The sequence below is a fragment of the Novosphingobium tardum genome, assembly GCF_042652045.1.
Taxonomy (GTDB): Bacteria; Pseudomonadota; Alphaproteobacteria; order Sphingomonadales; family Sphingomonadaceae; genus Novosphingobium; species Novosphingobium tardum.
In genome coordinates, this window is sequence record NZ_JBHSDR010000003.1 from 176,627 (window position 1) to 189,690 (window position 13,064).

Sequence of the window (13,064 nt, forward strand, 5' to 3'; positions counted from 1 at the left end):
TTCGGCTCAATGTTCCCGCGGGAACCTTGGGTTCCGACAGACAGGGCTACAGGGGCAAGCATGGAGACAGAAGCGGGCAGCGACCAGCCTTCCGTGCCTCTCATCACTCCTTCGCTCGTCTCGTTGACCGGCACCACCCGTAGCGGCGAGCCGCTCGCGCTCAACCGCGCTCCTGCACCCGACCTCGCCCCGTGGTTGGCTCGCACCTACGCGACGAAGGTGTCCGCGCCTCCTGACTACAGCGTTGATTGCAGTCTGCTTGCCGACACCTCGGTCGCTCGAGTCCTCCTGTCCGGTTCGTGGACCGCGCGGACCAAGGAGGGCGTCAAGCACTATGGGTCCCAGCCGCTGTTCTTCGGGCCGCAGTCCACCCACATGCCGGTCGAGGTTCGCGGCAGCTTCTCGACCGTCGGGATCGCGCTGCGGCCGGGAACCTGCGCCGCGCTGGGCGGCCCGGCGATGTCCGAGACACTGGACCGCATTCTGACCTTCGAGGAGATCGGCGGAGCCAGCGAGCCGATCATGGCGCTGTTCGATCCCGAAGCGGAGCCGACCGACTGGCTCCTGGCGATCGAGCAGCGCATGCGCGAGCTGGTCGACCGTACAAACGGACGCGAACCCGATCCGGTCACCGCGCTGTTCGATCAGGCCGCGTTCGACGACCCGTCGATTGCCGTGGGGGACTTCGCGCGCAAGCACGGAATCGAGGTGCGACGTCTCGAGCGGATCGTCGCCCGCGACTTCGGCATGTCGCCCAAACAGGTCCTGCGCCGCGCCCGTGCGCTCGACATGGCAGCGCAGCTGCTGGGAGTGGCCGACGACGAGGAGGCCGAAGAGATCGCGCTGCGCTATTTCGACCAGGCCCACCTGACCCGCGAATTCCTTCACTTCTTCGGAATGACCCCGGGCAAGCTCCTGCGGTCGCCGAAGCCACTCCTTCGGCTCAGCCTCGAAACGCGTCAGGCGCGCAGGCTGGAGGAACTTCAACGCCTGGGTCCGGGGCAAGCCCGCCCTTGGGAATGATCTTGCGGATTGATCCTTCAACCCCTTAAGGGCAATTCCCCTTCCCCGGGGAAAGCCCTTTCCCCGCAATGACTTTGCAGCCCAGGTGAAGCATCCGTGCCGAAGACCACGCCAGCCAAGGACCCCGGGGTCGCGCCGGTCAGTGGGGCAACGCGCGACGGCCAGCCACTTTCGCTAAGCCGCGCTCCGCCGGCGGATCTCGCGCCCTGGATCTCGCGCCTGTTCGTGACGATCGTCGACACGCCCGCCGATCACATCATCGATTGCGGCATCCTCAACGACACAGCCTTCGTGCGGTTTCTGGTGAGGGGAGACTGGGCTACGCGGACCGCGGACGGCGATCTTCGCTTCGGCCGCGCAGCCTTGTTCTTCGGCCCCCAGTCGCGCCGCCTTCCAGTGACCGTCAGGGGACCCTTCGCGATGGCCGGCTTTGGCCTTCGTCCAGGCACCTGCCACGCGCTGGGAGGTCCACGGGTGCCCGACTGGCTCGACCGGCTTGCGCCGCTCGATTCGATGGGACCGGGGGGAGCGGCCCTTGCCGGGGCGATCGATCCCGATGGTTCACCCGAAGACTGGCTGACGGCGATGGAGACCGCGCTGCGCAAGATCGTTGCGGCGAGCGGCGGGGCGCTGCCGGATCCAGTCTCGGCCCGGTTCGACCGCGCCGCCTTCGCCGATCCCGGAATAGCGGTGGGCGAGTTCGCACGGGCCGAGGGAATCGATCCCGGGCGTGTTGGAAGGATCGTCCGCCGCGATTTCGGTCTGCCGCCCAAGCAGGTGCTGATGCGCGCCCGCGCGCTCGACATGGCGAGTCACCTGCGCGGAGTCGCCGACAACGCCGAGGCGGAGGAACTGGCGCTGCGCTACTACGACCAGAGCCATCTCATCCGCGAATTCGTTCATTTCCTCGGCCAGACGCCCACCCAGTTCGTGCAGGAACCGCAGCCGATCCTGACCCTTGGGTTGGAAGCGCGCCAGGCGCGGCGTCTCGAGGAATTGGGCCGGCTCGTTCCTGGAGCAGTGCGTCCGTGGGAACGCGACCTCAGTCGAACAGAGAGCTGACCGAGCTTTCGTCCGCGATGCGGCGAATGGCCTCGCCGATCAGTGGCGCGATCGACAGGATGCGGATCTTCTTCGCATCGGTGGCCGCATCGGTCGGGAGGATGGAATCAGTGATCACCAGTTCCTTAAGCGCCGAAGCCTCGACCCTTGCGACGGCACCCCCTGAAAGCACGCCGTGGCTGATATAGGCCGACACTCCCGAAGCGCCCGCGTCCATCAATGCCTGCGCGGCGTTGCAAAGGGTGCCACCGGAATCGATGATGTCGTCGATCAGGATGCACATCCGGCCCTTCACCTCGCCGATGATGTTCATCACCTCGGATTGACCTGGCCGGTCCCGGCGCTTGTCGACGATGGCGAGCGGGGCATTGTCGAGCCGCTTGGCCAGCGCGCGGGCGCGCACCACGCCGCCCACGTCTGGCGAGACGACCATGAGGTCGAGCCCGGCGTAGCGCGTGTGGATATCGGTCGCCATCACCGGCGCGCCATAGAGATTGTCGGTCGGGATATCGAAGAAGCCCTGAATCTGCCCCGCGTGAAGATCGACCGACAAGACCCGGTCGGCCCCCGCCTCCGTAATCAGGTTGGCGACCAGCTTGGCCGAGATCGGCGTGCGCGGACCGGGTTTCCGATCCTGCCGCGCATAGCCGAAGTAGGGCACCACCGCGGTGATCCGCCGGGCAGATGCGCGGCGCAGCGCATCGATGCAGATCAGCAGTTCCATCAGGTTGTCGTTGGCGGGAAAGCTCGTCGACTGAAGGACGAACACATCTTCGCCGCGTACGTTCTCGTGGATTTCGACGAAGACTTCCTCGTCGGCGAACCGGCGCACGCTCGCGTCGGTCAGCGGCAGCTCGAGATAGCCGGCGATAGCGCGAGCCAGGGGCAGGTTGCTGTTGCCGGCCATGATTTTCATGCGCTACGATTCCCTGCCCAGCCGAGGTTCTTGCCGCCCTTAACCACCGCCGCCGCGCATTGGCAACCGCCGCGCCCGCCGCAATCCCCGCTCACGCGTAGGCCATGCGCTCCAGCGCCGCATAGGCTTCCAGCGCGCCGGGATCTCCGAACGGTGCAAGCTGGGCCATGAAGACGCCCGCGACGTCCTTATGCGGATCGATCCAGTAATAGCTGTTGAAGATACCCGCCCACGAGAGGCTGCCGGGCGAGCGTCCCGCCGGTCCGGGTTCGGGATTGATGAGAAAACCCAGCCCCCACCCGCTGTGCTGGTCGGGGAAGGGGTCGAACGGCTGCGCGAGATCGGGCATGCTCGTGCCCATGGCGCCCGCGCGCAGCGATCCGATCTGGTTGCGGGTCATCTCGGCGACGGTCTCGGAACGAAGCACGCGGTTTCCAGCGAGCTCGCCGCCGCGCAGGATCATCTGCACGAACCTGCCGTAGTCCGGCGCAGTCGAGGTCAGACCGCCGCCGCCCATGTCGAATTCACCGCCACCCAGATACATCGGGTTGACCGCCAGCCCGCCCTGCGGCGTCCGGATGTGGACCCGCGCGGCATCGTCGGGCAGCGCGCTTCGGAATGCGGTGTCCTTCATCTCCAGCGGCCCGAGGACGGTTTCCGCGAGGTAATCGCCCAACCGCTGGCCGGTGACCGCTTCGATCGCCTGACCTACCCAATCGGTCGCGACGCTATATTCCCACTTCTCCCCCGGGTCGAAAAGCAGGGGCATACGAATGGAATCGAGCGAGCCGGGCGCTGGCATCGCGGTCGCCGAATAATAGCGAAGGACTTCGGGCTGGATGAAGAAGTAGCCCAGCCCGGCAGTGTGCGTCAGGAGGTGGCGCAAGGTAACCGGTCGCGCGGGCGACCGCAGCACCGGGGACTCGGAAGCATCGAACCCATCGAGCACTTGAACTTCGGCGAGTTCGGGCAACGCCTCGCCGATCGGGGCGTCCAGCGCCAGACGCCCCTGCTCGACAAGCTGCATCGCCCCGACCGAAACCACTGCCTTGGTCATCGAGGCGATCTGGAACACCGTATCCTCGTGCATCGGTCGCCCGGTAGTGGCGTCGGCCATGCCGAAGGCGCGGTGATAGGACGTGCCGTCGCTGCTCGTCAGGAGGGCTACGGCACCGGGAAGGCCGGCAGCGGCGATGCTCAGTTCGAGCGCGTGATCGTCGTACATGTCGCGCAGGCTAGCGGCGGCGCGGCTGCTGCGAAAGCGGTGATTGCGCTGGCCGGGCGTTCGCTCCTAGAGACGGGACATGTCCGATCAACTCACCATCACCCTCGCCCAGCTCAACCAGAGCGTCGGCGACCTCGGGGCCAATGCGAAGGCCATGCTGGAGACGCGTGCGAAGGCGCAAGGGTCCGACCTCGTCGTCTTTCCCGAGATGCAGCTTGTCGGCTACCCGCCCGAGGATCTTGTCCAGAAGCCCGCGCTGATCGAGCGCGCGGCCGGTGAGCTGGAGCGGCTGGCGCAGGCGACCGGCGACGGCGGCCCGGCGATGCTGGTGGGCAGCGTGTTCGTGCGCGACGGCGCCCTGCACAACGGCGTCGCCCTGTGCGACGGCGGCAAGGTGACCGCCGTTCGTTTCAAGCACGAACTGCCCAACTACGGCACGTTCGACGAAAAGCGCTATTTCCTCCCCGGCCCGCTGCCTGAACCCGTCATGTTCCGCGGGGCGATGCTGGGTCTGCCGATCTGCGAGGACATCTGGCATCCCGAGGTCTGTCGGCACCTGGCCGAAATGGGGGCCGAGATCTTCATCTCCCCCAACGGCAGCCCCTACGAGATCGACAAGGACGAACTGCGGATCGACGGTGTCGCCAAGCGACGCGCCATCGATACCGGCGTGCCGCTCATCTACGTCAACCGCGTGGGCGGGCAGGACGAGGTTGTCTTCGATGGCGCGAGCTTCGTCGTCGGCAGCGAAGGGGCGCTGTGGGCGCAGCTTCCCGACTGGGAAGAGGCAGTCGTTCCGACGCTGTGGACCCGCACCGGGAGCGGCGCCGGAACCCGTTGGCGCTGCCAGCCCGCGGAGGTCCACGAACTGGCCGCTCATCCCGAGGACATCTACTGCGCGATGACCCTGGCAGTACGGGACTACGTCAACCGCAACGGCTTTCCCGGCGTCGTTCTTGGCCTGTCCGGAGGTATCGACAGCGCGATCTGCGCGGCAATCGCGGCCGATGCTCTTGGCCCGGAACGGGTATGGTGCGTGATGCTGCCCAGCCGCTTTACCAGCCAGGCGAGCCTCGACGACGCAACCGAGTGCGCCCGAATGATCGGCTGCCGCTACGACACCATTCCTATCCAGCCCGCCGTCGCCGGGTTCGATGCGATGCTGGCCGAAAACTTCGCCGACAAGGCGGTCGACATCACCGAGGAGAACCTGCAGTCGCGCATCCGCGGGGTGACGTTGATGGCGCTGTCGAACAAGTTCGGCCCGATGCTCCTGACGACCGGCAACAAGAGCGAGATGAGCGTCGGCTACGCGACGATCTACGGTGACATGGCGGGCGGCTACAACCCGCTCAAGGATGCCTACAAGCAGACCGTGTTCGCGATTTCCCGCTGGCGCAACATGCACCGCCCCAAGATCGGCCTCGGACCGGATGGACCGGTGATGCCCGACGGCATCATCACCAAGCCGCCCAGCGCCGAGCTTCGCCCCGACCAGAAGGATTCGGATTCGCTGCCGCCCTACGAAATTCTCGACGCGATCCTCCTCGGACTGGTCGAGAACGAGAAGAGCGTCGACCAGCTATCGGGTGAAGGCTTCGATCGCGAAACGGTGAAACGGATCGAGCGCCTGCTGCACCTGGCCGAATACAAGCGCCGCCAGGCCCCTCCGGGCGTGAAGCTTGGCATGCGCAACTTCGGCCGCGACCGGCGCTATCCGATCACGCACGGTTTCAGGACCGGTTGATGCGCCTGACATCGCGGTTGAAGGCCGCGGGCTACCTGACCTCGATGGTCAGCGTGTGCCTGCTCGGGGTCGTGGCGTGGAAGAGCGCGACGAAAGATCCGGTACTCCTGGCCTGCCTCATCGGCGGGATGATCACCTCGCTGCTGGGAATGGAACTTCGCTGGCGTTCGCACCGCGTCCAGCAGAAGCGGAAGGATTCGGCGCGATGACCACGATCACCCGCTTCGCGCCCTCGCCCACCGGGGTTCTGCATGTCGGCAACATCCGCGCCGCCCTGCACAACTGGCTGCTCGCGCGCCGCGACGGCGGTCGGTTCATCCTGCGCATCGACGATACCGACAACGCCCGCAGCGAAGAGGCCTTCGTTCAGGGCATCCGCGACGACCTTGCCTGGCTCGGGATCGTTCCGGACGCAGAATATCGCCAGTCCGCGCGATTCGCGCTTTACGAAGCGGCGTTTGAGCGGCTGGCGGCACAGGGGCGGGTCTACCGCTGCTACGAGTCCGCACAGGAGCTGGACCTCAAGCGCAAGGTCCTCCTCGGCCGAGGATTGCCGCCGATCTACGACCGGGCCGCGCTTGCCCTGACCCAGAGCGACCACGATGCGCGCGCGGCGGCCGGCGAGCGGCCGCACTGGCGCTTCCTGCTGGATCGCGACGCCCCGATCGAGTGGGACGACGGAATTCGCGGTGCCCAGCATTTCGATCCGCGGCAGCTTTCCGATCCGGTCGTCCGGCGCGGCGACGGTTCGTGGCTTTACCTTCTGCCCAGCGCCATCGACGATGCGGACATGGGCATCACCGATGTGCTCCGCGGTGAGGACCACGTTTCAAATACGGCGGCGCAATTGCAGATGTTCGACGCCATCGGCGCGCAGCGTCCGCGTTTCGCGCACGAGGCGCTGCTCGTCGGAAGCGAAGGCAAGCTTTCGAAAAGGCTCGGCGCCTTGGGCGTGGCGGCGCTGCGCGAAGCGGGGATCGAGCCCGAGGCTCTCGTTGCCCTGCTCGCCCGCCTCGGTACGTCGGATCCCGTCGACCCTTCGCTTGAGGTCGAATCCCTGGCCGCAGGCTTCGACCTTAGCCATTTCGGTCGCGCGCCTGCGCGGTTCGACGAGGCGGAGCTTCATCGCATCAACGCCGCGATCGTCCATCGCCTGTCGTTCGAGCGCGTCGCGAACAAGTTGCCGGCGGGAATGACCGCGCAGGCCTGGGATGCGATCCGCGGAAACCTGGCCCACCTCGACGAGGCGGCCGAGTGGTGGGGCGTGATAACCGGACCGGTGGCTCCGCCCGCGACGGACGAGGAGACCGCCGGGTTCCTGGCTCTAGCCGCCAACACCCTCTCGGACGCCGAATGGCAAGACGATCCCTGGCACGCGCTGACCGCAAACCTGAAGAACGCGACCGGCCGCAAGGGCAAGGCGCTCTTCCTGCCGCTGCGTCAGGCGCTGACCGGTCGTGACCATGGCCCCGACATGGCTGCGCTGCTCCCGCTGATCGGCCAGACCGAAGCGGCCGCACGATTGCGCGCCGCGGCGAGAGCTTAGGCGGCAAGGCCGGCCGGAACGCTTGTTTCCTGCGCCGCTTCCAGCAAGCGCTTTTCCAGTGTTTTCAGCCGGGCCGCATTCTCGATTTTGCTGCCGAGGAGATCGGTGACGTAGAAGTTGTCGACCGCCCGCTCGCCGTAATTCGTAACGTGCGCCGAATGCACGATCAGGCGCCCTTCGAACAGCGCACGGGCAAGGCGGTTGAGCAGCGCAGGCCGGTCGCGGGCGCTGATCTCGATCACCGTGAAGCGATTCGAGGCCTTGTTGTCGAAAACGACCATCGGGTTCACGTCGAAGGCGTCGGCGCGGGCACGAGGCAGGGGGCGGGCCGCAAGCTGGGGAACGAGCTTGACCCGGTTGGCCAGCGCATCGGCGATCGCGTTCTTCAGGCGCTCGATCTGGCTGTCTTCATTGAGCGGGCGGCCCAGCGGGTCCTGGACAAGGAAGTTGTCGACCGCCAGGCCGTTTCGCGCGGTGTGGATGCGCGCGTCGATGATGTTTCCCCCAGCCAGGTGGATACCGCCGGCGATGCGATAGAACAGGCCCGGATGGTCCGCCGCGAGGACGGTCACCAGGGTCGCCCCGCGCGCCGCGTAGTATACTGCCTCGACGGTCAGCGGACGGTCGACCGCGCGGTCCATCTGGATGAGATTGAGCGCGATGATGTCCTCCGGCTCCGCCACCCAATAGGCGTCGCCCATTTGGCGCCCGACGGTGCCGACGAGATTGTCGCGCTCGGCCAGCAGCTGCCCCACCGCGCGTTTCTTGGCTGCGACACGTTCGGCGCGGCCATGGGCCTTGTGGCCCAGCCGCAGCAGTTCCTCTGCGGATGAATAAAGGTCTCCCAGGAGCTGCCGCTTCCAGCTGTTCCAGATCCCCGGCCCGACCGCCCGGATATCCACGATCGTCAGGGCCAGCAGTTGCCGCAGCCGTTCGATCGACTGCACCTCGGCTACGAAATCGGAAATGGTTTTCCAGTCGGCAAGGTCACGCTTGAAGGCGGTAGCGCTCATCAGCAAGTGCTGCCGGACCAGCCAGGCCACGAGTTCGGTTTCGACCGGGGTCAGTCCGAAACGCGGGCACAGCTTGAGCGCGACTTCGGCCCCCAGCACCGAATGGTCGCCGCGCCGTCCCTTGGCGATATCGTGGAGCAGGACCGCGACGTAAAGAACCCGGCGCGACGCTACCTTGTGGATCGCCTCGCTTGCCAGCGGATGCTCGCTTGCAAGGTCACCATTCTCGATCCGCGAGAGCAGCCCGATGGCCCGGATGGAATGCTCGTCGACGGTGTAGTGATGATACATGTCGAACTGCATCTGGGCGACCACGCGGCCGAAGTCGGGGACAAAGCGGCCGAACACCCCCGCTTCGTTCAGCCACCGCAGGGCGGTTTCAGGATTCTTGCGGCTCGAAAGAAGGTCGAGGAACATCGCGTTCGCGCGCTTGTCGCGCCGCACGGGGGTGTCGATCAGCACCGCGTCGCGCGCCGCCAGCCGCATCGCGTGCGGATGGATTTCCAGGCCTTCCTGGTTCGCGCGCAGGAACAGCTCGATCAGGCGTACCGGATCTTCGGCGAAAAACTCGTCGGTCGGGACATCGAGCTTGCCGTTGACGACGGTGAAGGCGCCGATCTTGCGCCCACGCAGGCGAAAGCCCGAGAGGAACCCGCGGTTGCGCTTGGCGAATTGCTCGTCGAGCTGCGCGAGGAACACGCCGGTCAGGCTGCCGACGCGCTTCGCGTTCAAGAAAAAGTACTGCATGAACCGCTCGACCGCGCTCTTGCCCGGCCGCTCGGAGAACTGCATCCGCGCCGCCACCTCGCGCTGGAGGTCAAAGGTCAGCCGATCCTCGGCCCGCCCCGTGATCATGTGAAGGTGGCAGCGGACGGCCCAGAAGAAGTTCTCTGCACGGTTGAACGCGCGATATTCGGCCGAGGTCAGCAGCCCGACCCGGACCAGCTCGGCAGTCGAGCGTACCTTGTAGACGTACTTGCCGATCCAGTAGAGCGTGTGCAGGTCACGCAGCCCGCCCTTGCCTTCCTTGACGTTGGGTTCGACAACGTAGCGACTGTCGCCCTGCCGCTTGTGTCGCTGGTTCCGCTCTTCGAGCTTGTCGGCGACGAACTCGCGCTCGGTCCCCGCGACGACCTCGACAAGGAACCGCCGCGCACCCTCGTCGTATAACTCGCGATCCCCCCATACATAGCGCCCTTCGAGCATCGCGGTGCGGATGGTGAGGTCGCCGCGCGCCATCCGCACCAGATCGTCGAGCGAGCGGCTGGAATGACCGACCTTCAGCCCGAGATCCCAAAGGAAATAGAGCATGGCTTCGATCACCTGCTCGCACCAGGCAGTCTGCTTCGACGGAGTCAGGAAGGCGATATCGACATCGGAATGCGGCGCCATCTCTCCGCGCCCGTAGCCGCCGACCGCCATGATCGCGAGCCGTTCGCCGGCACTTCGATTGGCGCTGGGATAGACATCGGTCACCACGTGGTCATGGATCACGCGCACGAGCTGGTCGACGAGGAACGCCTGGCCGGCGGCGCACTCGTTCCCGGCCGAAGGCTTGGCCAAAAGCCGCCGGGCAAGCTCGTCGCGCCCCGCGGCGAGCGCGCCGCGCAGCAGCTCGACCACCGCGACCCGCGCCTTGTCCCCCGATTGTGCGACTTCGCCGGCTATCGCCTCGCCAAGTACGCGGCGATCCACGATCGCCCGCTGGTTGACTAGGCGCGGGAGGCTCATGCGTGTTCCCGCTGCCATTCGGCAGTGTATTTTTCGCGCAGCGACCGCTTATCGACCTTTTCCGTTCCCAGCCGGGGCAGCGCGTCACGAACCTGCCAGAAGCGGACGGGCATCTTGAACGGCGCAATCCGGCTGGCGAGGAAGTCCCGCAATTGGTCGGGCGCGAGCGTCTCGCCATCCTTCACGAGATAGACCGCGGCCGGAACCTCGCCGTAACGGGGATCGGGCAGACCGAACACCGATGCCTCGGCCACCGCGGGGTTGGCGTAGATAGCCCCTTCCACCTCGATGCAGCTGATGTTCTCGCCGCCGCGAATAATGATGTCCTTCTTGCGATCGACGATGAACAGGTAGCCGTCCTCGTCGAGGTAGCCGAGATCTCCCGAACGAAAATATCCGTTGGCGAAGAAAGCTTCGGCCGTGGCGGCGTCGTTGTTCCAGTAACCGATGAAATTGCAGATCGAGCGGATGCAGATTTCCCCCATCGACCCTTGCGGGAGGACGTTGCCATCGTCGTCCATGATCGCAAGGTCGACGAGCGGGGGCGAGGCGCGGCCCGTGCTGGTCGGTTTGGCGAGGTAGTTTTCGTTGAAGTTGCCGCAGCCCACGCCGTTGGTTTCGGTCAGGCCGTAGCCGATGATCGGGAAACCCTGGGGCAACGCGTCGCGGATCCGCTTCACGTGCTCCACCGGACGGGGCGCCCCGCCCGCGGCAAAGGTCACACAGCTTGAAAGGTCGTATTTGTCGCGGTCGGGATGGGTTGCGATCTCGTAGCTCATCAGCGGAACGCCGACGAAGTAGGTGCACCGCTCACGCTCGATCAGGCGCATTGCCTCGACCGCGTCCCACTTGGCCATGAGCACCAGCTTGCGCCCTTGGGCGAAGCTCTGGAGAAGCAGCGGCACTTCGCCGGTGACATGGAACAGGGGCACGTTGACAAGCGCGGTCGGCTGCTCGGTCGGCAGTTCGCCACGCTCGGCCATCAGGCCCAGGATCGCGATCGACTGCGCGAGATAGTTCATCGTTGCCTGCACGACGCCGCGGTGATCCGACCAGGCGCCTTTCGACTGGCCGGTGGAGCCGGAGGTGAACAGCATCGTGGCCCGGTCGTCGCCGGTGAGGTCGGGCAGCGGCGTGTCTGCCCCGCCGCCGCGCGCAGTGAGCGTGGCTAGACCTTCGAGCGGGGGGCAGTCATGGCGGATCAGGAGGATTTCGGCACCGTGGTCCAGTCCTTCGATCCGGCGCGCGCGGCTTTCGTCGGCGATGACCAGCCGACAGGGCCCCAGGCGGATGCCTTCGACAAGCTCGCCGCCCTGCCACCAGCCGTTGAGTAGCGCGACACAGCCACCGGCCATCAGAACCGCCATGTAGGCGACCACCCAGCTCACCGAATTGCGCGCGGCGATGCCCACGAACTCGCCCTTGCGCAGGCCGTGCCCGGCCACGAGACCGCCCGCTGCGACGCGCGCAGCGGCGAATGTCTCGGCAAAGGAAAGTCGCAGATCACCGTCGACGAGGAAGGTCTTGTCGCCCTGCTCGGCGCAGAAGTGCTGGAAATAGTGGGCCAGCGACGGCGGCCCGTGAACGAGCAGCGGCATGTCGACGCCGAACCGCGGGACGGGAAAGGGCTTGGTCTCGAGCAGCCCCCCGGGGACGGCATGTGACGCGAAGGCGCGTTCGAGGTCTAGATCGAGCTGGCTGGGCATCGTTCAGTATAATCCTTCCTGCATCCCGGCCCCGCGCTCCTTTTTGAATTTGCTTGCAACTGCGGCCTTGCCTAAAGCCCGCCGCTGCGCGGAACCCGCCCTTGAGGGCGCGGGATTGATGCTTAAGGAGTTCGGCTGGTGCTGTCACTATGGACCGCGGTTGCAGCGGCAGGCGCGGTTGCCGTCGATACTCTATCAACCTCGGCCGCCTCGCCCCCCCTTCATTGGGAGAGCCTGGGCCTGACCCGAGGGATCGACCTCGGCTTCTTCATGATCCGCTGGTATTCGCTCGCTTACCTGTGCGGCATCCTCCTCGGCTACTGGCACCTGTCGCGGATGATCCGCTCGCCCGGTGCGCCGATGGCCCAGCGCCACGCTGACGACCTGTTCTTCTACGCCACGCTCGGCATCATTCTCGGCGGCCGCATCGGCTATGCGCTGTTCTACACCGGCGGCGCGACCGGTGAGCCCAGCCTGTTCACGCACTTCACCCCGGGCGAGGCGGTGAGCTGGGACCTCCTGCGACTGTGGGACGGCGGCATGAGCTTCCATGGCGGCCTGGCCGGCGTGCTCCTTGCGATTGGCTGGGTGGCCCGGCGCAACGGCCTCTCCTTCATGCGCCTGTGCGATTACATTTCGGTTTGCGTGCCCTTCGGCATGATGTTCGGCCGGCTCGCCAACTTCGTGAACGGCGAATTGTGGGGCCGGGTCGCGCAGGGCAACCTCCCCTGGGCCATGGTGTTTCCGGGCGCAGGCGACCTGCCGCGCCATCCTAGCCAGCTTTACGAAGCCGGGCTCGAAGGCCTGCTGCTGATCGTAGTGATGCTCTACCTGTTCTGGCGAACGGCGGCGCGCTGGCGGCCGGGCCTGCTCGTCGGGGTCTTCACCCTGGGCATTGCCCTGGCCCGATTCACGGTCGAATTCTTCCGCGAGCCCGACGCTCAGTTGCAGGAGTTCGCGGCGCGCACCGGGCTGTCGATGGGGCAGTGGCTGACCATTCCGCTGATGCTCGTCGGACTGTTCTTCCTCGTTCGGGCGCTGATCCGCCCGCCTCTCGACAGATCGATGGCGATCCCCGCCCCGGCCTGAATCCGC

10 protein-coding genes are annotated in these 13,064 nt (G+C 66.2%); 6 read left to right on the plus strand and 4 right to left on the minus strand.

What is annotated here, in order from left to right:
• Positions 1 to 60 precede the first annotated feature (60 nt).
• Both ACFO0A_RS01005 and ACFO0A_RS01010 read left to right on the plus strand, forming a co-directional pair.
• A complete protein-coding gene (locus ACFO0A_RS01005) occupies positions 61 to 1,023 on the plus strand; it encodes a helix-turn-helix domain-containing protein (protein WP_379537118.1) in 963 nt (320 codons plus the stop codon).
• Positions 1,024 to 1,119: 96 nt separating this feature from the next.
• Entirely contained in the window at positions 1,120 to 2,085 is a 966-nt protein-coding gene (locus tag ACFO0A_RS01010) for a helix-turn-helix domain-containing protein (protein WP_379537119.1), read from the plus strand.
• Here the strand turns inward: ACFO0A_RS01010 and ACFO0A_RS01015 are convergent.
• Positions 2,066 to 3,001 carry a ribose-phosphate pyrophosphokinase gene (locus tag ACFO0A_RS01015; RefSeq protein WP_379537120.1) on the minus strand — a complete coding sequence of 312 codons (936 nt, stop codon included), beginning with the start codon at positions 2,999 to 3,001 and terminating at the stop codon, positions 2,066 to 2,068. The two genes, ACFO0A_RS01010 and ACFO0A_RS01015, sit on opposite strands and share 20 nt — an antisense overlap.
• 91 nt (positions 3,002 to 3,092) lie before the next feature.
• A complete protein-coding gene (locus ACFO0A_RS01020; protein ID WP_379537121.1) occupies positions 3,093 to 4,226 on the minus strand; it encodes a serine hydrolase domain-containing protein in 1,134 nt (377 codons plus the stop codon).
• A gap of 79 nt (positions 4,227 to 4,305) precedes the next feature.
• Between ACFO0A_RS01020 and ACFO0A_RS01025 the strand changes: the two genes are divergently transcribed.
• From ACFO0A_RS01025 to gltX, 3 genes are read left to right on the plus strand one after another with little or no spacing between them, the layout of a single operon-like run.
• The gene (locus tag ACFO0A_RS01025) at positions 4,306 to 5,973 is read left to right on the plus strand and encodes an NAD+ synthase (protein WP_379537122.1); all 1,668 of its coding nucleotides are present in this window, start codon (positions 4,306 to 4,308) and stop codon (positions 5,971 to 5,973) included.
• Positions 5,973 to 6,182 carry a hypothetical protein gene (locus tag ACFO0A_RS01030; RefSeq protein WP_379537123.1) on the plus strand — a complete coding sequence of 70 codons (210 nt, stop codon included), beginning with the start codon at positions 5,973 to 5,975 and terminating at the stop codon, positions 6,180 to 6,182. Before ACFO0A_RS01025 ends, ACFO0A_RS01030 begins: the two co-directional genes overlap by 1 nt.
• Entirely contained in the window at positions 6,179 to 7,519 is a 1,341-nt protein-coding gene (gltX, locus tag ACFO0A_RS01035) for a glutamate--tRNA ligase (protein ID WP_379537124.1), read from the plus strand. Before ACFO0A_RS01030 ends, gltX begins: the two co-directional genes overlap by 4 nt.
• Here gltX and ACFO0A_RS01040 read toward each other — a convergent pair.
• Both ACFO0A_RS01040 and ACFO0A_RS01045 read right to left on the minus strand, forming a co-directional pair.
• Entirely contained in the window at positions 7,516 to 10,263 is a 2,748-nt protein-coding gene (locus ACFO0A_RS01040; protein WP_379537125.1) for a [protein-PII] uridylyltransferase, read from the minus strand. The genes gltX and ACFO0A_RS01040 overlap by 4 nt on opposite strands.
• Positions 10,260 to 11,969 (minus strand): class I adenylate-forming enzyme family protein, encoded by a 1,710-nt coding sequence (locus ACFO0A_RS01045; RefSeq protein WP_379537126.1) that lies wholly within the window; start codon positions 11,967 to 11,969, stop codon positions 10,260 to 10,262. Before ACFO0A_RS01045 ends, ACFO0A_RS01040 begins: the two co-directional genes overlap by 4 nt.
• Positions 11,970 to 12,107: 138 nt before the next feature.
• Here ACFO0A_RS01045 and lgt point away from each other — a divergent pair, with 138 nt between their 5' ends.
• Positions 12,108 to 13,058 (plus strand): prolipoprotein diacylglyceryl transferase, encoded by a 951-nt coding sequence (gene lgt, locus ACFO0A_RS01050; RefSeq protein ID WP_379537127.1) that lies wholly within the window; start codon positions 12,108 to 12,110, stop codon positions 13,056 to 13,058.
• Positions 13,059 to 13,064: the final 6 nt, after the last annotated feature.

Bases quoted from the DNA above. Each gene is read 5' to 3' on its own strand.
- ACFO0A_RS01030 (WP_379537123.1), top strand. From the start codon at position 5,973: ATGCGCCTGACATCGCGGTTGAAGGCCGCGGGCTACCTGACCTCGATG.
- ACFO0A_RS01005 (WP_379537118.1), top strand. From the start codon at position 61: ATGGAGACAGAAGCGGGCAGCGACCAGCCTTCCGTGCCTCTCATCACT.
- ACFO0A_RS01045 (WP_379537126.1), bottom strand. From the start codon at position 11,969: ATGCCCAGCCAGCTCGATCTAGACCTCGAACGCGCCTTCGCGTCACAT.
- ACFO0A_RS01020 (WP_379537121.1), bottom strand. From the start codon at position 4,226: ATGTACGACGATCACGCGCTCGAACTGAGCATCGCCGCTGCCGGCCTT.
- gltX (WP_379537124.1), top strand. From the start codon at position 6,179: ATGACCACGATCACCCGCTTCGCGCCCTCGCCCACCGGGGTTCTGCAT.
- ACFO0A_RS01015 (WP_379537120.1), bottom strand. From the start codon at position 3,001: ATGAAAATCATGGCCGGCAACAGCAACCTGCCCCTGGCTCGCGCTATC.
- ACFO0A_RS01025 (WP_379537122.1), top strand. From the start codon at position 4,306: ATGTCCGATCAACTCACCATCACCCTCGCCCAGCTCAACCAGAGCGTC.
- ACFO0A_RS01040 (WP_379537125.1), bottom strand. From the start codon at position 10,263: ATGAGCCTCCCGCGCCTAGTCAACCAGCGGGCGATCGTGGATCGCCGC.